The 17,729-nt window shown below is 71.6% G+C and carries 12 protein-coding genes; 6 read left to right on the top strand and 6 right to left on the bottom strand.

Features of this window, described 5'->3' with window-relative positions:
• Positions 1 to 40: 40 nt before the first annotated feature.
• Both ftsX and ftsE read right to left on the bottom strand, forming a co-directional pair.
• Positions 41 to 961: a permease-like cell division protein FtsX gene (gene ftsX, locus ACFYSH_RS18800; protein ID WP_359471419.1), complete on the bottom strand. Its 921-nt coding sequence runs from the start codon at positions 959 to 961 to the stop codon at positions 41 to 43.
• 23 nt (positions 962 to 984) lie between these two features.
• A complete protein-coding gene (ftsE, locus tag ACFYSH_RS18795; protein WP_359471421.1) occupies positions 985 to 1,674 on the bottom strand; it encodes a cell division ATP-binding protein FtsE in 690 nt (229 codons plus the stop codon).
• Between the two features lie 259 nt (positions 1,675 to 1,933).
• Between ftsE and ACFYSH_RS18790 the strand changes: the two genes are divergently transcribed.
• Positions 1,934 to 2,125 (top strand): hypothetical protein, encoded by a 192-nt coding sequence (locus tag ACFYSH_RS18790; protein WP_033299438.1) that lies wholly within the window; start codon positions 1,934 to 1,936, stop codon positions 2,123 to 2,125.
• A gap of 132 nt (positions 2,126 to 2,257) precedes the next feature.
• Here the strand turns inward: ACFYSH_RS18790 and ACFYSH_RS18785 are convergent, their stop codons facing one another.
• The 4 genes from ACFYSH_RS18785 to ACFYSH_RS18770 all read right to left on the bottom strand — a co-directional run bounded on the left by ACFYSH_RS18785 (position 2,258) and on the right by ACFYSH_RS18770 (position 7,525).
• Positions 2,258 to 2,947, bottom strand: coding sequence for an LPXTG cell wall anchor domain-containing protein (locus ACFYSH_RS18785; protein ID WP_388753744.1), 690 nt, complete (start codon positions 2,945 to 2,947; stop codon positions 2,258 to 2,260).
• Positions 2,948 to 3,306: 359 nt separating this feature from the next.
• The gene (gene prfB / locus ACFYSH_RS18780) at positions 3,307 to 4,413 is read right to left on the bottom strand and encodes a peptide chain release factor 2 (RefSeq protein WP_359471426.1); all 1,107 of its coding nucleotides are present in this window, start codon (positions 4,411 to 4,413) and stop codon (positions 3,307 to 3,309) included.
• A gap of 69 nt (positions 4,414 to 4,482) precedes the next feature.
• Positions 4,483 to 5,721, bottom strand: coding sequence for a serine/threonine-protein kinase (locus ACFYSH_RS18775; protein WP_359471428.1), 1,239 nt, complete (start codon positions 5,719 to 5,721; stop codon positions 4,483 to 4,485).
• A 145-nt stretch (positions 5,722 to 5,866) separates the two neighbouring features.
• A complete protein-coding gene (locus ACFYSH_RS18770; RefSeq protein WP_388753741.1) occupies positions 5,867 to 7,525 on the bottom strand; it encodes a serine/threonine-protein kinase in 1,659 nt (552 codons plus the stop codon).
• A 422-nt stretch (positions 7,526 to 7,947) separates the two neighbouring features.
• Between ACFYSH_RS18770 and ACFYSH_RS18765 the strand changes: the two genes are divergently transcribed.
• The 5 genes from ACFYSH_RS18765 (at position 7,948) to ACFYSH_RS18745 (ending at position 17,699) form a co-directional block, all read left to right on the top strand.
• Positions 7,948 to 11,304: an FHA domain-containing protein gene (locus tag ACFYSH_RS18765; RefSeq protein ID WP_388754182.1), complete on the top strand. Its 3,357-nt coding sequence runs from the start codon at positions 7,948 to 7,950 to the stop codon at positions 11,302 to 11,304.
• 230 nt (positions 11,305 to 11,534) lie between these two features.
• Positions 11,535 to 12,899 (top strand): ABC transporter substrate-binding protein, encoded by a 1,365-nt coding sequence (locus ACFYSH_RS18760; protein ID WP_388753739.1) that lies wholly within the window; start codon positions 11,535 to 11,537, stop codon positions 12,897 to 12,899.
• A 4-nt stretch (positions 12,900 to 12,903) separates the two neighbouring features.
• Positions 12,904 to 14,277, top strand: a complete 1,374-nt coding sequence (locus ACFYSH_RS18755; RefSeq protein ID WP_388753735.1) for a carbohydrate ABC transporter permease — start codon at positions 12,904 to 12,906, stop codon at positions 14,275 to 14,277.
• Positions 14,278 to 14,377: 100 nt separating this feature from the next.
• Positions 14,378 to 15,295 (top strand): carbohydrate ABC transporter permease, encoded by a 918-nt coding sequence (locus tag ACFYSH_RS18750; RefSeq protein WP_388753731.1) that lies wholly within the window; start codon positions 14,378 to 14,380, stop codon positions 15,293 to 15,295.
• A 169-nt stretch (positions 15,296 to 15,464) separates the two neighbouring features.
• The gene (locus ACFYSH_RS18745; protein WP_388753728.1) at positions 15,465 to 17,699 is read left to right on the top strand and encodes a CDP-glycerol glycerophosphotransferase family protein; all 2,235 of its coding nucleotides are present in this window, start codon (positions 15,465 to 15,467) and stop codon (positions 17,697 to 17,699) included.
• Positions 17,700 to 17,729 lie beyond the last annotated feature (30 nt).

Here is a 17,729-nt window from a genome sequence, read left to right as displayed (position 1 = left end):
GCACACGGCTCGTTCGGCCGCATGCGGGACGGGGCGCTCGTCACACCTTGAGGTACTTGCGCAACGCGAAGAGAGCGGCAACGGCAGGCATCAGCAACCCGATCGCGATGACCAGCGGAAGCTTCGTGAGCACCGCCTCCCAGCCGATGAAGTCGATCAGATTCAGCTTCTCCTGGAGCGCGAGACCGCCGTCGATCAGGAAGTACCGCGCACCGATCAGGATCAGGCAGGCGAGCAGTCCGCCGATGAGACCGGCGAACGCGGCCTCCATGATGAACGGCATCTGGATGTAGAAGCCCGAGGCCCCCACCAGCCGCATGATGCCCGTCTCCCGTCTCCGGCTGAACGCCGAGACACGGACGGTGTTCACGATGAGCATCAGCGCGATGACCAGCATCAGCCCCATCAGGAAGACCGCGGCCACGTTCATGCCGTTCATCAGCTCGAAGAGGTTGTCCAGGAGGCCTCGTTGGTCCTGGACGGACTGCACCCCGTCACGGCCCGCGAAGGCCGTCGCGACCACCTTGTACTTCGTCGGATCCTTCAGCTTGACCCGGTACGACTCCTGCATCTGGTCCGGCGTGATGTTGCCGGCCATCGGCGAGTCGCCGAACTGCTCCTGGTAGTGCTTGTACGCCTCGTCGACCGTCTCGAAGAGGACCGGCTTCTGGACGGCGTCCATCTTCTCGAGATCGGCCTTGATCTCCTTCTTCTGCTCCGCCGTGACGGCGCCCTTGGCGCACTTGGGCACGTCCTTGGCGTCGTTCTTGTTGCAGAGGAAGATCGAGACGTTGACCTTGTCGTACCAGTAGGTCTTCATCGAGCTGACCTGCTCGCGCATCAACAGCGCCCCGCCGAACAGGGCGAGCGAGAGGGCGACGGAGACCACGACCGCGAAGGTCATCGTGAGGTTACGACGAAGACCGACGCCGATCTCCGACAGGACGAACTGGGCGCGCATGGCGTCCTTTCAGTACTCGATGCTCAGTGCTGGTAGCCGTAGACGCCACGCGCCTGGTCACGTACGAGACGGCCCTGCTCGAGCTCGATGACGCGCTTGCGCATCTGGTCGACGATGTTCTGGTCGTGGGTCGCCATGATCACGGTGGTGCCGGTCCGGTTGATCCGGTCCAGCAGCTTCATGATGCCCACGGAGGTCTGCGGGTCGAGGTTGCCGGTCGGCTCGTCCGCGATCAGCAGCATGGGGCGGTTGACGAACGCCCGCGCGATCGCGACACGTTGCTGCTCACCACCGGAGAGCTCACCGGGCATCCGGTCCTCCTTGCCCCCGAGACCCACGAGGTCGAGGACCTGCGGCACCGCCTTGCGGATCTCTCCGCGCGGCTTGCCGATGACCTCCTGCGCGAAGGCCACGTTCTGGGCGACCGTCTTGTTGGGGAGGAGTCGGAAGTCCTGGAAGACCGTGCCCAGTTGGCGGCGCATCTGCGGCACCTTCCAGTTGGACAGCCGCGCGAGGTCCTTGCCGAGCACGTGGACCGTGCCCTGACTGGCGCGCTCCTCCCGGAGGATGAGCCGCATGAAGGTGGACTTGCCGGAGCCGGAGGAGCCCACCAGGAAGATGAACTCGCCCTTCTCGATGTCGAGTGAGACGTCCCGGAGAGCTGGACGGCTCTGCTTCGGGTAGGTCTTGGAGACGTTGTCGAATCGGATCACGGATGCACCACGGTCGGCCGGGGGTAGGTGAGCGTGACCATACGCGAACCAGGTGAGCGCGTGCAGTCGGCGTCCGGCAATGAGGGATTTGTGACGGAAAGCGGTAGGGAACGAAACGGGGCGTGCCGGACGTCGACCGGCGGGCCGCGCCGAAAGCCCCACGAGCTGGCACAGTGGTAGGGGGAACGGTTGCGTTGCCCGGAGCGTTGTGCGGAGAGAACGCGAATGCGGCTCCCGCCGCGCGGGAGGAGGAATGCGCATGACCTATGACCGATTGGTGTGCGCGAACTGCGCGGCGCCCGTGAACGAGGGCCGTTGCCGTGTCTGCCGGGCGAGCCGGGAGCGGATGCAGGACCAGGGACCCTTCGCGGGGCTCAATCCGGCGATGTTGATAGCGCTGATGGTGATCCTGGTGGCCGCACTGGCACTGCTGGCCCACCAGGCCGTCTGAGCCGGAGGCACAGGCCCCCACCGTCCGGGGGCTGAAACGTGCACGTACGGCCGCTGGAGCGGTCGCGGTACGCGAAAGGCCCGGGAGAAGCCAGTCGGCTCTCCCGGGCCCTTCAGTATGCCCTGACGGGCGTCAGGCAGCCGTGCGGCCGCCGCCGGCCAGACGCGGCAGGATGCGGAAGCCGATGCCACCGGCGATCATCGTCGCGGCGCCGATCAGCAGGAACGTGGTCTCGGCCGCACCGGTCTCGGCGAGCTCGTCCTTGCCCTTGCTCTGCTCGACCGGCTGGTTGCCGACGCTGTCGGTGTCGGTGTTGTCACCGGCGTCCGGGAAGGACGGGTCCGACGGCTTCGAGGGGTCCGACGGCTTCGACGGGTCCGACGGGTCCGTGGGCTCCGTGGGGTCCGTCGGCTCGGTCGGGTCCGTGGGGTCCGTCGGCTCGGTCGGGTCCGTGGGGTCCGTCGGCTCGGTCGGGTCCGTGGGGTCCGTGGGGTCCGTCGGGTCCGTGGGGTCCGTCGGGTCCGTCGGGTCCGTCGGGTCCGTCGGGTCCGTCGGGTCCGTCGGGTCCGTCGGGTCCGTCGGGTCCGTGGGGTCCGTCGGGTCCGTGGGGTCCGTCGGGTCCCCGCCCGGGTTGGTCGGGTCCGTGGGGTCCCCGCCCGGGTTGGTCGGATCCCCCGCCGGGTCGGTCGCCTCCTCGACAACACCGAAAATGTCGCCGATGACGGAGGCCTGTGCTGCGCCCGCCGCGGTGAGCGAGGCACCCGCGGCAATAACCGCACCAGCGGCTATCCGCGCGACGCGGATTCGCGTCTTCTTGGTCATCTGTTGCTACCCCCAGTAGCTGATCTCGTCGATGGAGCAGCCTTATGCGGTCCACGGCCCTGCGGGGTCACTCGTTCTGCAGGGCCACGCCGTACCGTGGTCATCCCGCCCGCCCCCGATCACACCTGTCCCAGACATAAGCGTGCTGCCCTAGCACCCTGTCCAGAGTTAAGGATTACGTCAAGGCGGTTCCGGGGGCATTAGGGCCGCTATGGGGGAACTTGATGGCTAATCGGAATCACGACTGTGACTCAGTCACCACAGCTTCCCCTCAACTCCCCTGGGCTCCCACCGAGCCGAAGACGCGAGTGGGCCCGGACAGGAAACCCTGTCCGGGCCCGACGGCCTTTCGGCTGCCCTTACTTCTCGCTCTGCTTACGCCAGCGGATTCCCGCCTCGATGAAGCCGTCGATCTCGCCGTTGAAGACCGCCTCCGGGTTACCGATCTCGAACTCCGTACGCAGGTCCTTGACCATCTGGTACGGGTGGATGACGTACGAACGCATCTGGTTGCCCCAGGAGTTGCCGCCGTCGCCCTTGAGCGCGTTCATCTTCGCCTGCTCCTCCTGGCGGCGGCGCTCGAGGAGCTTCGCCTGGAGGACGTTCATCGCGGACGCCTTGTTCTGGATCTGCGAGCGCTCGTTCTGGCAGGAGACGACGATGCCGGTGGGCAGGTGGGTCAGGCGCACCGCGGAGTCCGTGGTGTTGACGCCCTGGCCGCCGGGGCCCGAGGAGCGGTACACGTCGACGCGGAGCTCGGACTCGTCGATCTCGACGTGGTCCGTCTGCTCGACCACCGGCAGCACCTCGACACCCGCGAAGGACGTCTGGCGGCGGCCCTGGTTGTCGAACGGGGAGATCCGGACGAGCCGATGGGTGCCCTGCTCGACGGAGAGCGTGCCGTAGGCGTACGGCACCTCCACCGCGAAGGTGGTCGACTTGATGCCGGCCTCTTCGGCGTACGCCGTCTCGTAGACCTCGGTCTTGTAGTTGTGACGCTCGGCCCAGCGGAGGTACATGCGCTGGAGCTTCTCGGCGAAGTCGGCGGCGTCGACGCCACCCGCCTCGGCCCGGATGGTGACCAGGGCCTCGCGCGCGTCGTACTCGCCGGAGAGGAGCGTGCGGACCTCCATCTCGTCCAGCGCCTTGCGGACGGACTCCAGCTCGGTCTCCGCCTCCGCGCGCGCGTCGGCGTCACCCTCGTCCTCGGCGAGCTCGAAGAGGACTTCGAGGTCGTCGATGCGGCCGCGCAGGGCCTCGGTCTTGCGGACCTCGGCCTGGAGGTGCGAAAGCTTGCTGGTGATCTTCTGCGCCGCCTCCGGGTCGTCCCAGAGGGACGGCGCCGCCGCCTGCTCCTCGAGCGCGGCGATGTCGGCCCTCAGCGCGTCCAGGTCCAGGACGGCCTCGATCGACCCCATGGTGGAGGAGAGGGACTTCAGCTCTTCGGAAATATCGACGACTGCCACGGGTCCAGCGTAACGGCTGGACGAGTGAACCTGTCCCTCCCCCGGATCCCGGGCCTTTCCGGTCGCCTCTCAGGGGGCCGTCGGCGCCGAGTTCCGGGTGTCCTCGGGGGAGGCCCCCGAATCGCCGCCGCTCGTGGCGAGCCAGCCGCCCACCCCTATCGCCGCGCACAGGGCGACCGCGGCGACACCCAGGGTGATCCGGCGCTTACGGACGGCCGCCGACTTGTTCCGGGCGGAGCCGGGGCGCGGCCGGCCGGGGGCGCGCGGGGCGCGGGCCGTGCCGAGCGGGCCTCCGGAGAGTTCGTCCGGGGCGGGGACGCGCATGCTCGTGTGCGTGTCCCGGTTGGAGTCCGGGGAGGAGCCGGGCACCAGCGGGACCGCGCCGCGGCGGCGGGGCTCCGCGGGGGCCGGGGTGTACTGCTGCTCGTCGTACGTCTGCGGTTCGGCCTCGCTGTCCGGCTCGTCGACCTCGAGCGGGGGTATCCCGGACAGGAGCGGGAGCAGCTCGCGCAGCCGGGTAGCGAGCTCGGAGGCGCGCAGCCGGGAGGCCGGGGCCTTGGCCAGGCACTGGACCAGGAGCTGCCAGAGCTCCTCGGGGATGCCCGGGAGCGGGACGACCGTCTCGGTCACATGACGCCGCAGGACGGCCCCGGGGTGGCCGCCGCCGAAGGGGGTGAAGCCGGCGAGGAGCTCGTAGAGCACGGTCGCGAGGGCGTAGATGTCCACGGCGGCACGCGGCGGGAGGCCTTCGACGATCTCGGGGGCCAGGTAGTCCGGCGTACCGATGATCTTGGTGGCCTTGGTGCGGCGCGGGGTGTCGATCAGCTTGGCGACGCCGAAGTCGGTGAGCAGCGCGGGGTGCGAACCGCCGGGGCCGAGCGGGCCCTCCATGTCGAGCAGGATGTTCTCCGGCTTGACGTCGCGGTGGACCACTCCGGCGCGGTGCGCGGCGGCGAGCCCGTCGGCGACGTCCGCGATGATCGCCGCGGCGGCCTCCGGTGCGAGGCGGCGCTCGCGGTCCAGCCGGGTGCGCAGGTCGGTGCCCCGCACGAGGTCCATGACCAGGGCCAGATCGGTGCCGTCCACCACGAGGTCGCGGACGGCGACGACGTGCGGATGACCGAGCCCGAGCAGGGCGGTGCGCTCCTGTACGAAGCGGCCCACGAGCTCCTGGTCGGACGCGAGGTCCTCGCGGAGCAGTTTGATGGCGACCGGGCCCTCGGGCCCCTCGCCGAGCCACACCGTGCCGGCGCTGCCGCGCCCCAGGATCTGGTGGGCGGTGTACCGGCTGCCGATATTCCGTGCCAAGACTGCTCCCTCAGCGGCTGGCGTTGACCCCCGGTCGACAAAGTTACGCGGCGAACGGGGTAGTGCGTGCCCTGGATGGCGCCAACCTTCACTTCTGCGGGCGAATCGCGCCCGCAGAAGTCGACAAAGACGTGGAGCGGGGGCGTTACTGACCGGTCGTGTCGCCGGAACCGCTCCCGCCGAGCTCCTGGAACCAGTCGGTGACGTTGCTGATGCCGTCCCCTATGGCGTCCCAGAAGCTCTTGCCCTGGGCGACCCAGTCCTGGAGCGGCGTGAGCTCCCAGATGAGCCAGCCGGCGACGATCAGCAGCACCACGGAGAACAGGCACCCCTTGAGGCAGCCGAGGCCGGGGATGCGCATCGGGTTGGCGCTGCGCTGCCTCGGCTGGCGCGGGGCGGGCGGCTGGGGCGGCGGCTGCTGCGGGGGCGCGTACTGCTGGCGCTGCGGCTGCTGGCGCTGGGGCTGTGGAGGCCGCTGCTGCTGTTGCTGCTGCTGCTGGTAGCGCTGCGGCTGCTGCTGCGGGTACTGCGGGGCGTGCTGCTGCTGGGGCTGCTGGGGCTGCTGGGGCTGCTGGGCCTGCGGCGGCTGCTGGCGCTGGGGGCGGCGGCGCAGCGGGTCCTGGTTCGGGTCGAGGTACTGGACCTGCGTCTGCTCGTTGCGGTCCCGGGCGGCCCGGAGCTGCGACTGCCAGGGGTGCGGCTCGTCGGGCTGCGGGGGACCGTCGGGGCGGGGCGGCACGGGCGGCATCAGCGCGGTGGGGTCGGCCCCACCGCCTCCGCCGGGAGTCTGCTGCATCACGCTGGTGGGGGCCGCCGGGTCGTACGAGCCGGCGTTGCTCGGCAGCACCTGGGTCGGGTCGGCCGCGCCCGGGGTCTCCGGGACGGCGGCGGGCGCCGGGTCGGGGGCGAGCAGGGCGCCGACACCTTCGGCCGCCGCGATCTGCGCCGAGTTCGCGTGCACACCGACACCCGCGCCGACGGTGCGCAGCGCGCGGGCGAGGTTCACGGCGCTGGGCCGCTGGTCCGGGTCCTTGCGCAGGCAGCGCTCTATGACCGTCCACAGCGGCAGGGGGATGTTGCCGGGGCGCCGGGGCTCCTCGCTGAGGTGCCGGTGCAGGACCTCGAGCGCGGTGCCCCCCGCGAACGGCGGACGGCCGGTGACCAGCTCGTACAGCAGGATGCCCGCGCCGTAGATGTCCACGGCGGAGGTCTGCGGACGGCCCTCGGCGGACTCGGGCGCGACATAGGCGGGTGTGCCGACGAACTCGTGGGTCCGGGTCAGCCCCGGCGAGTCCGCGAGGCGTGCGATGCCGAAGTCGGTGAGCATCGGGTGCATCTGGCCGTCACGCTCGTCGAGCAGCACGTTGGCGGGCTTCAGGTCGCGGTGCACGACACCGTCGGCGTGGCTCGCGGCCAGCGCGTCCGCGATCTGCGCGGTGAGCAGCGATGCGGCGACCGGGGTGAGCGGGCCGTTCTCGCGCAGGTAACGGTGCAGGTCGGGACCGTCGACCAGATCCATCACCAGGGCGAGGAGGTCGCCCTCGACGACGAGGTCCCGGGTGCGCACGATGTTCGCGTGGGTGAGCCGCAGCAGCACGGAGCGCTCACGCAGGAACCGCATCACGACATCCGCGTCGTTGGCGAGCTCCTCCTTGAGCACCTTGATCGCGACGGTCTCGCCGGGCTGCCCGGCGACGGCCGCCTCGGCGCCCGCGGTCTCCCGCTGGCGGGCTCGCCAGACGGTGCCCGTGGCGCCGCGTCCGAGCGGCTCCTCGAGCAGGTACTTGCTGCCTACCGGCCGCACGTCATGCGCTCCCTGCTGATCGTTGTGCTTCGCGAGTCCCCCGAGCCCGCCCGGATGTTCCGGCCCACTCTAATGCCGCCGTACGGGGCACAGGCCTGCCGTCCTTCCGGACGTGTTGCCGCCGTGCTCGGCAGGAAGACGCAGACCCGAAAGGGTTGGTTGCCGAACGAGTGTGCAGCACGTCCCGGGCAGGACCAAGCAGACACTTTTACGCCCACACTCGGCCATTCATGATCACTAAGCGGTCACCCCCGGGCGTGTTGTCAGTGGCAGGTGCGAGGATGCCTCCAGCACGGAACCGTGAGGTCGGGAGCCTCACGCTCCGTGACGACCTGTACCGGACGACGCGTCCGGCCGGGTGGGGGGAATCACCGGGCATTTCCCCTGCCGGGCACCCCGCGCAGAAGGGACCGCTGACGGCGATGCAGATCCGGCTGACCGTCCTCGCGCCGCGCAGCGGCCAGACCCCGGCGCGCGCCTGCGACGTGCTCGTGACCGCCCCCGCGGGGACGGCCCTCGCGGCCGTCGCCTCCGCCCTGGCCACCGCGGTGTGCGGTCCGGAGGGATCGCAGGGCGGCGGCGCCACCGTGCTGTACGCCGGGCGGGAGCGGCTCGACCCGCAGCGCTGCGCCCTCGGCGAGCCGCCCCTCGTGGACGGCACGGTGCTCTCGCTCCAGGTGCCCGGCGACGACGAGGCGACCGACGACGCCGTGCCCGCGCGGCTGCATGTGATCGCGGGCCCCGACGCCGGCGGCGTCCATCTGCTGCACGGCGGCCAGATCCGGATCGGCCGCTCCGCCGACGCGGACGTCCCTCTCGACGACCCCGACGTGTCACGGCTGCACTGTGCGGTGGCGGTCGCCTCCGACGGCCGGGTGTCCGTGGCCGACCTGGGTTCCACCAACGGCACCTCGCTGGACGGCACGGACGTGCGCGACCGCCCGGTCCGGCTGGTCCCGGGCGCTCTGCTGCGGCTCGGGGAGTCCACCCTCCGGCTCACCCCCGGCGACCGCACGCCCACGCTGACGACGACACCGGACGGCGAGGGCCATCTACGCGTGGCCCGTCCCGAGGCCGCGGGCGGCGTCGCGGGACGAGCCGGGGGCCCCGAGACGGGACCGGCCGGCGACGAGGGGCACGGCCATGCCTACAGCCCCGCCCCCGCCGGGCACGGCACCCTCGACACCTACGACGGCACGCACCAGGTCTACGACGGTCCGTCCGGCCACGGCACGCCCCGGGGCGCGCCCTTCCCGCCGCAGGCCACCACCCATGGCCGCGGCGCCGTCCTCGCCCACGGAGAGCCCGCCAGACGCGGCGGAATAGGGGCCTGGGCGCGGCGGCTGACCGGCGGCAAGGGAGAGCAGGCCCACGGGGCGCCGCCCGTGGGCACACCGGTCGGCGGACCGGATTCCGCGTCCGCCCCGTACGCCCCCACCGCACCCTTCCGCTCCCCCGCCGCCCCCGCCGGGACCTGGCCGGACCCGGCGGCCGTGCTCCTCACGGCGCTCGGCCCCGGCCCCCGCCTCTGGGAGCGCGACGCCGCGCACCCCGAGGCCCTGGTCGTACGGCTCGGGACGACGGAGCGCGCCGACCTGCCCGCCGTGCCGGTCACCGTCGGGCTCCGCGAGGCAGGATCGCTCGGGCTCGCGGGACCACGGGACCGGCTGTCCGGACTCGCCCGCTCGACCGTGGCGCAGCTCGCCGCGCTGCACTCCCCCTTCGACCTGGAGATCGTGCTGATCAGCACGGACCGGGCCCGGAGCCTCGAGGAGCGGCGGCGCGAGTGGTCCTGGCTCGGCTGGCTGCCCCACCTGCGTCCCATGCACGGTCAGGACTGCCGCCTCCTCCTCGCGTACGACCGTGAGCAGGCGGACGCCCGGGCGGCCGAGCTGGTGCGCCGTATGGAGGAGGGCCCGCTGGGCTCCGGCTGGGCGAGCGCCGACCGGTCCGCCGTGGCCGACGCCGCCCTCCACCACACCGGGCCGTACACCGTGGTGCTCGTCGACGGCGACCCCGGCTCCTCGGCCCTGCGCGAGACCACCGCCGGGCTGGCCGGATCGGGAGCCGCCGCCGGAATCCACCTCATCTGCCTGGCCGAGACCCCGGCCGCCTCCCCGACGTCCCCCGTCGCCGCGACGTACGACACGGCCTGCCGGGCCTCGATCGCCTTCCGCGAGTGCGGAGCGGTCGCCATGCTGAGCGGTGATGTGGCGACCGCACTGCGGCTGCTGCGCACGGCGGGCGGCCAGACCGCCGGCCACGGCACCGTCGCCGCGGTGGACGCCGTGTCGGCTGCCTGGGCGGAGCGGTTCGCGCGCGCCCTCGCCCCGCTGCGCGACGAGGGCGCGGCCTCCCTGCCCGGGCGGCCCATGGCCGCCGCCCTGCCCCCGTCCGCCCGGCTGCTGGACGAGCTGGGCCTCGCCAGGGCCACCCCGGCCTCCCTGATGGCACGCTGGGCCTCCACGGCCGAGGAGCAGCCGGGTGCGACGGTGCGTACGCCCCCGCCCGGCGCCGCGGACCTGGACACGACGGGTTCCGGCCGCACCCTGAGCACCGGGCCCCGGGTGGGCGTGCAGCGCGAGTCCCCCGATGCGGGGCACACCCCGTCCCGGAGCAGCGGACCGACCAGCTCGGGCTCGGGCCTCTCGGCCTACACCCCCCTGGCCGGGAGCGGATCCCCCCGGATCGGCGCGCAGCGGCGCGACACCGGCGCAGCGGACACCGGGCCCACGGGCGCGTCCTCCGGTTACGCGGGACGGCCCGTGATCGTGCTCGGCGCCGGCCCGCGCGGCCCGCTCTCCGTCGATCTGGCCGACGAAGGGCCCCACCTGCTGATCGAGGGCCCCGCCGGCAGCGGCCGTACGGAGCTGCTGCGCGCCGTCGCCGCCTCCCTGGCCTCCGCCGCCCGCCCCGACCGGCTCGGCATCCTCCTCATCGACGGAGCGGGCGGCGAGCACGGAGAGCGCGGCGAAGGGCTGCGCCCCTGCACGGAGCTGCCCCACGCCTTCACCCACCTGGTGGCTTCCGAACCCGTACGGATGCGGGAGTTCGCCCAGGCGCTGGGCGGCGAACTGAAGCGCCGGGCGGAGCTCCTCGGCACGCTCGACTTCACCGAATGGCACGCCCGGTACGAGGAGTCCCAGGCGCTCACCGGCCACCGCGCCGCCGAGCAGCGCGGTGACCTCGAATCGCCCCCCAGCGGCACCCTGCGGCTGCGCACCACCGCGGCCCGCCCGGTGGACCCCGGTCCCTCCCCCCTGCCCCGGCTGGTCGTCCTGGCCGACGACTTCGACGCCCTGGTCGCCCCGGCGCTCGGCAGCCCCGGCCGCCCGTCCGCCGGGTCCGTCGTACGGGTGCTGGAGGCCGTGGCCAGGGACGGTGGGCGCCTCGGCGTCCACCTGGTCGCCACCTCGGGCCGCCCGGACCGCACCGAGGACACCGAGCTGGCCCGGGGCGCGCGGCTGCGCATCGTGCTCGACCCGCCCGTCGTCCCCCCGTCCCCGGACGAGGCCGCGCCGGGCCGAGGACGGCTGGGGCATCCGGACGGGCGGGTGACACCGTTCCAGGGTGGCCGCGTCACCGGCCGTATCCCGCGTACGGCGACCCTGCGCCCCACCGTCGTACCGCTGGAGTGGGAGCGGATGGGGGACCCGCCGACCCGTCGGCCGGTCCGCGAGCTGGGCAACGGGCCCACCGACCTGGCCCTGCTGGCCAGCGCCCTGGAGAGGGCGGCCCGTTCGGTGAACGCGGAGCCACTCCCTCCGCTGATCCCCTGATCGTCGCCGCTTCGGGATCCGCGCACGAGGCGACACCTGACTTCACGTCACGAGCCGATCACGATCAGCGAGTTGACGTGGGCGGCGGTATTGCGGCCCCGGTGTGCCGGGCATAGGACTGTGCGCACGGACGACGTGAACCGCACGATGTGAGACGTGAGCGGCACCGCAGGGTCCCACCGTTGGTGCCGGTCCGTGCTCATGCGCGCGCAGGAGAAACGGGGCAAGGGATGCGCAGAACCCTTCGCATGCGTAGGGCCGCACTGGTGTTCACCGCGATCGGGGCGCTGGCTCTCACCGGCTGCGGTGGTGGGGGCGACGCCGAGGACGAGGCGGGTGGAGGGTCCGGCACGAGCACGGACAGTCCGTCGACCGTCGACCTGCCGAAGCTGGAGGGCGAGAAGATATCGGTGGCCGCGGTCTGGACCGGGCCGGAACAGACCAACTTCACCAAGGTGCTCGACGAGTTCGAGAAGCGCACCGGAGCCACGGTCACCTTCGTCCCGGCGCAGGACCCGATCGTCAACTTCCTCGGTACGAAGATCGCGGGCGGCCAGCCCCCGGACGTCGCGATGCTCCCGCAGGTGGGCGCGATCCAGCAGGCCGTGGCCAAGAAGTGGGCCAAGCCGGTCGGCCCGGAGGCCCGGGCCCAGCTCGGCCAGAACTACGCGCAGGTCTGGCAGGACCTCGGCGCGGTCGACGGCACCCAGTACGGCGTCTACTTCAAGGCTGCCAACAAGTCGCTGATCTGGTACAACGCCAAGGCGTTCGAGAACGCGGGCGCGAGCGAGCCGAAGACCTGGGCGGACTTCCTCGCCACGGCCGAGACGATCTCCGCCTCCGGCGTCACCCCCGTCTCGGTCGGTGGCGCGGACGGCTGGACTCTCACCGACTGGTTCGAGAACATCTACCTCTCCCAGGCGGGCCCGGAGAAGTACGACCAGTTGGCCAAGCACGAGATCAAGTGGACGGACCCGTCCGTCAAGGACGCCCTGACCACACTCGCCGAGCTCTTCGGCAAGCCGGGCCTGATCTCCGGCGGCGCGGACGGCGCACTGCAGACCGAATTCCCCGTGTCCGTCACCCAGACGTTCACCGGCGGTGACCAGCCCAAGGGCGCCATGGTCTTCGAGGGCGACTTCGTCTCCGTCAACATCGCGCAGACCGAGGCGAAGATCGGCACGGACGCCAAGGTGTTCCCCTTCCCGGCGGTCGGCGCGGAATCACCCGTGGTGACGGGTGGCGACGCGGCCGTGGCGCTGAAGGACGGCAAGGGCGCCCAGGCACTGCTGACCTGGCTCGCCTCGAAGGACGCGGCGAAGATCTGGGCCGAGGCCGGCGGGTTCGTCTCGCCCAACAAGTCGCTGGACGCGGCCGCGTATCCCGACGACGTGCAGCGCAAGATCGCCGAGGCGCTGATCGACGCCGGTGACGACGTCCGGTTCGACATGTCCGACCAGGCACCGCAGTCGTTCGGCGGGACGCCCGGCAAGGGTGAGTGGAAGACGCTCCAGGACTTCCTCAAGAACCCGAAGGACATCGCGGGGACTCAAGCGAAACTGGAGTCCGACGCGGCCAAGGCGTTCACGAGCTGACGGGATGTCCACGGTGACAGCGGGGGGCGCCGGCAGCGCGCCGCCCGCCGACAAGCGTCCTGGCACGGGCACGGGCGAGCGCTCACGCAGAAGCGTGACCGGCACCCGGAGGGCCGTCGCGGCGGCCTTCCTGCTGCCGGCCCTGGTGCTGCTCGGCTCACTCGTCGTCTATCCGATCGTCTACTCCGTCTACCGCTCGTTCCTCGACCAGTCCGGGACCGGTTTCGCCGGCCTCGACAACTACAAGGCGCTGTTCACCGACGACACCATCCGCACCGCGGTCAAGAACAACGCGGTCTGGGTGGTGTTCGCGCCGACGGTCGCCACGGTGCTGGGCCTGATCTTCGCCGTGCTCACCGAGCGGATCCGGTGGGGTACGGCGTTCAAGCTGATCGTCTTCATGCCGATGGCGATCTCGATGCTGGCCGCCGGCATCATCTTCCGGCTGGTGTACGAGCAGGCGCCGGAGCGCGGGGTCGCCAACGCCGTGGCGGTGGGGGTGCACGACACGTTCGCGCAGTCCTCGGGCTTCCCCAAGGCGCATCCGCTGCCCGTCCATCCGCTGAAGGCGGGCGGCGGCGGTTCCTTCGTGACGAAGGAGACGGTGCGCGCCGGTGAGCCGGTGAGCCTGCCGCTGGTCGGGGTGGTCCCGGCGAAGATGCCGGGCGACGCGGAACCGGCGAAGCCGCCCACCGCGACCGGTGACGGGATCACCGGGACGGCCTGGCTCGACTTCGCCAAGGGCGGCGGCGGCAGACCCAACGTCGTCGACGCGAGGGAGCTCGGCCTCAAGGGCATCACCGTCGAGGCGGTGAGGGGCGGCGAGGTCGTCGCCTCGGCGACGGCCGGGGCGGACGGTGTGTTCACCTTGCCCGCCTCGGCGGACGGGTCCCTGCTCCGGCTTCCGGCGGACAACTTCCGGGAACCGTACAACGGTGTCGACTGGCTCGGTCCGTCCCTCGTGACGCCGGGCATCATCGGCAGCTACGTCTGGATGTGGGCCGGCTTCGCGATGGTGCTGATCGCGGCGGGCCTGGCGGGTCTGCCGCGCGAACTCCTCGAGGCGGCGCGGGTGGACGGGGCGAACGAGTGGCAGGTGTTCCGCCGGATCACGGTGCCGATGCTGGCGCCGGTGCTGGCGGTGGTCCTGGTCACCCTGATGATCAACGTCCTGAAGGTCTTCGACCTGGTCTTCATCATCGCGCCGGGTTCCTCCCAGGACGACGCGAACGTCCTGGCCCTCCAGCTGTACCGCTCCTCGTTCGGCACGGACGCGGACCTCGGGGTCGGCAGCGCCATCGCCGTACTGCTGTTGCTGCTCGTGGTCCCGGTCATGCTGTTCAACATCCGCCGGATGCGGAAGGAGGGGCGCCGGTGAGCACCCGGGCCCGCACGACACCCGCCCCCTGCCGGGGGCCCGGGGGTCGCCCCCCGGAAAGACACAGCAACATCCGCCGGATGCGGAAGGAGGGGCGCCGGTGAAGACGACCGGGAACAACACAGAGGCCGAGCCGGTTGCGCGGGTCGAGCCGGCCACAGGGGCCGAGCAGTCCCTCGCCACGCGGATCGCGGCCCGTGCGGGGGGCGGTGCCATGCGGGTCTTCCTGATCCTCGTGGCCCTGTTCTGGCTGATGCCGACCATCGGGCTGCTGCTCTCCTCGCTGCGCGGGGCGCAGGACATCGCCGCGACCGGCTGGTGGAAGGTCTTCACCGCGCCCTCCGAGCTCACCTTCGACAACTACCAGCGCCTGCTGGACAACTCCACCATCACCGGTTCCCTATTCAGCACGGTCATGATCACCGTTCCGTCCACGTTCCTGGTGGTCGTCATCGGATCGCTCGCCGGCTACGCCTTCGCCTGGATGGAGTTCCCCGGCCGTGACTGGTGGTTCCTGGTGGTCGTGGGGCTGCTGGTGGTCCCCGTGCAGGTCGCCCTGATCCCGGTGTCCGAGCTCTTCGGCACCATCGGGATCTTCGAGACCACCTTCGGCGTGATCATGTTCCACACGGCGTTCGGCCTGCCGTTCGCCATCTTCCTCCTGCGCAACTTCTTCGCCGAGATCCCGCGCGAACTGCTGGAGGCCGCACGCCTCGACGGTGCGGGCGAGATCCGGCTGTTCACCCGGGTCGTGATGCCGCTCGGCGGGCCCGCGATCGCCTCGCTCGGCATCTTCCAGTTCCTCTGGGTGTGGAACGACATGCTCGTCGCGCTGATCTTCGCCGACTCGGAGTCCCCGCCGATCACCGTGGCCCTGCAGCAGCAGGTACGGCAGTTCGGCAACAACATTGACGTGCTGGCGCCCGGCGCCTTCGTGTCCATGGTGATTCCGCTGGCGGTGTTCTTCGCCTTCCAGCGGCAGTTCGTCTCCGGCGTGATGGCGGGCGCCGTCAAGTAGCGCGGGTCGACACAGCACATACGTGCGTCAACACCAGGGCGGCCCGTTCATTCTCGACCGGGCCGCCCTACCTCGCATTTCCCCCGGATGCCACATCCCGCGTAACCAAGTCACTCCATCGGCCGTTTGCGGGCCACCTGCCCGCCCGCGAGCGCCCCCTGGATGTGTTGTGCCCCGGTTCAGTGTCATCGTGCCCGCGTACCGGGTCCAGGCGTATCTGCACGCGTGCCTCGACTCCGTGCTGAACCAGTCCTTCAAGGACTACGAGATCATCGTGGTCGACGACTGTTCACCGGACGCCTGTGGCCCGATCGCCGATGAGTACGCCGTACGCGACCCCCGGGTCAGCGCCGTCCACCTGCCGCACAACTCCGGTCTCGGGCCCGCCCGCAACGCCGGTGTGGCCAGGGCGGCCGGAGACTACCTGCTCTTCCTCGACGGCGACGACACCTTCGCCCCGGAGGCACTCCAGGCGATCGCCGACCGTCTGGAGGCCACCGGCGACCCCGACGTCCTGGTCTACGACTACGCCCGTACGTACTGGTCGGGCGAGAGCACGCGCAACACCTTCTCCCGGTACCTCGCCGAGACCGGCCCCGCCTCCTTCCGGCTCGCGGAGCGGCCCGAGCTGCTCAAGGTCCTGATGGTCGTCTGGAACAAGGCGTACCGCCGCGCGTTCGTCGAGGCCGAGGGCTTCACCTTCCCGCCCGGTTACTACGAGGACACTCCCTGGACCTACCCGGTGCTGATGGCCGCCGGGTCGATCGCCGTGCTGGACGCCGTCTGCGTCGGGTACCGCCAGCGGCGCAGGGGCAACATCCTCTCCACCACCACCCACCGGCACTTCGACGTCTTCGACCAGTACGACCGGGTCTTCGCCTTCGTCGACGCCCGCCCCGAACTCACCGCCTGGCGCCCGGTGATGTTCCGCCGGATGCTCGACCACTTCTCGACCCTCTTCACCTCCCGGGGCCGGCTGCCGCACGGCAGCCGCGCCGAGTTCTTCCGCCGCGCCCGCGCCCACTGCCGCCGCTACCGCACCCCCGGCGCCCCCGTTCCCCGTCGCACCCGGCTGCGGCACGCGCTGTTCCGGCTGGGCGCCCACCGCACCTACCGCGCCCTGTGGGCCGCCCAGCAGCTGCGCGGCCGGCTCGGGCACGCGGTCACCGCGGCACGCCGGGTGGTGCGCGGGGCCGCACTCCAGCTGCACTACCGCGTCCAGCTGCGGCTGCCCGTCCGGAGCGGGGACGCCGTCTTCGCCGCCTACTGGCACCGCGGCTACACCTGCAGCCCCGCGGCACTGGAGGCCACGGCCAGGGCCCTGGTGCCCGGGCTGCGCACCTCCTGGATCTGCCACCCGGAGGACGCGCACACGGTGCCGGACGCGACCCGCGTGCTGCACCCGGGGACGGCCGCGTACTGGACGGCCCTGGCACGCTCCAAGTACCTCGTGAACAACGTCAACTTCGACCGCAGACTCGTCAAGAGACGCGGCCAGGTGCTGCTCCAGACCCACCACGGGACGCCCCTGAAGACCATGGGCATCGACCTCGTGCACCGGCCCGCGGCGGCCGGCGCCATGGACTTCGACCAGCTGCTGCGCAATGTCGACAAGTGGGACTTCTCCCTCTCGGCCAACCAGCACTCCACCCTCGTCTGGGAGCGCACCTACCCCTCCGGGTACACCACGCTGGAGTACGGCAGCCCCCGCAACGACGTCTTCCGCCGCACGGGCCCCGGGGAGACCGCACGACTGCGGGCACGCCTGGGTGTCCCGGACGGAAGCACCGCCCTGCTGTACGCGCCGACCCACCGGGACCACCGGCGGACCCAGCAGCACCCCCTGGACCTGGAACAGCTGGTCCGCGTCCTGGGCCCGCACTTCGTGGTCCTGGTCCGCTCCCACTACCTGGACGCCACGGCCCGGGCCACCGCCGGCCGAACCCGGCACCCGCGGATCATCGACGTCAGCTCCCACCCGTCCGTCGAGGAGCTCTGTCTCGCCTCCGACGCGCTGATCACGGACTACTCGTCGCTGATGTTCGACTACGTCAACCTGGACCGGCCGGTCGTCCTGCATCTGGAGGACGCGCAGGCGTACGACAGCGCGCGTGGCACGTACTTCGACCCGGCGGTCTTCCCTCCCGGGGCGGTGGCCCGTGATCAGGAGGAGCTGTACGAGATCTTCGCCACGGACCACTGGCGCGGGCCCCGATCCGCACAGCGCCGGGCGGCGTTCCGGGCCCGGTTCTGCCCGTACGACGACGGACACGCGGCGGAACGGGTGGTGCGCCGCGTCTTCCTGGACGACACCTCCGGTCTGCCGCTGCCCACCCCGCTGACGGGCCGCGGGCCCACCGGGGTGCCGCGCCAGGTGCCGGTACGGGAGTACACGAACGGGTGAACCCCACGGTCCTACGGCTCCACGGCCGCC

Source organism: Streptomyces sp. NPDC005791, from assembly GCF_042871485.1.
GTDB lineage: Bacteria > Actinomycetota > Actinomycetes > Streptomycetales > Streptomycetaceae > Streptomyces.
The sequence above is the reverse complement of the archived record's forward strand: the minus strand, read 5'-3'. Positions and strand labels throughout refer to the sequence as shown.

Coding starts and splice junctions, on each gene's coding strand:
- ftsX (WP_359471419.1), bottom strand. CDS start 961: ATGCGCGCCCAGTTCGTCCTGTCGGAGATCGGCGTCGGTCTTCGTCGT.
- ACFYSH_RS18790 (WP_033299438.1), top strand. CDS start 1,934: ATGACCTATGACCGATTGGTGTGCGCGAACTGCGCGGCGCCCGTGAAC.
- ACFYSH_RS18765 (WP_388754182.1), top strand. CDS start 7,948: ATGCAGATCCGGCTGACCGTCCTCGCGCCGCGCAGCGGCCAGACCCCG.
- ACFYSH_RS18760 (WP_388753739.1), top strand. CDS start 11,535: ATGCGCAGAACCCTTCGCATGCGTAGGGCCGCACTGGTGTTCACCGCG.
- ACFYSH_RS18785 (WP_388753744.1), bottom strand. CDS start 2,947: ATGACCAAGAAGACGCGAATCCGCGTCGCGCGGATAGCCGCTGGTGCG.
- ACFYSH_RS18755 (WP_388753735.1), top strand. CDS start 12,904: ATGTCCACGGTGACAGCGGGGGGCGCCGGCAGCGCGCCGCCCGCCGAC.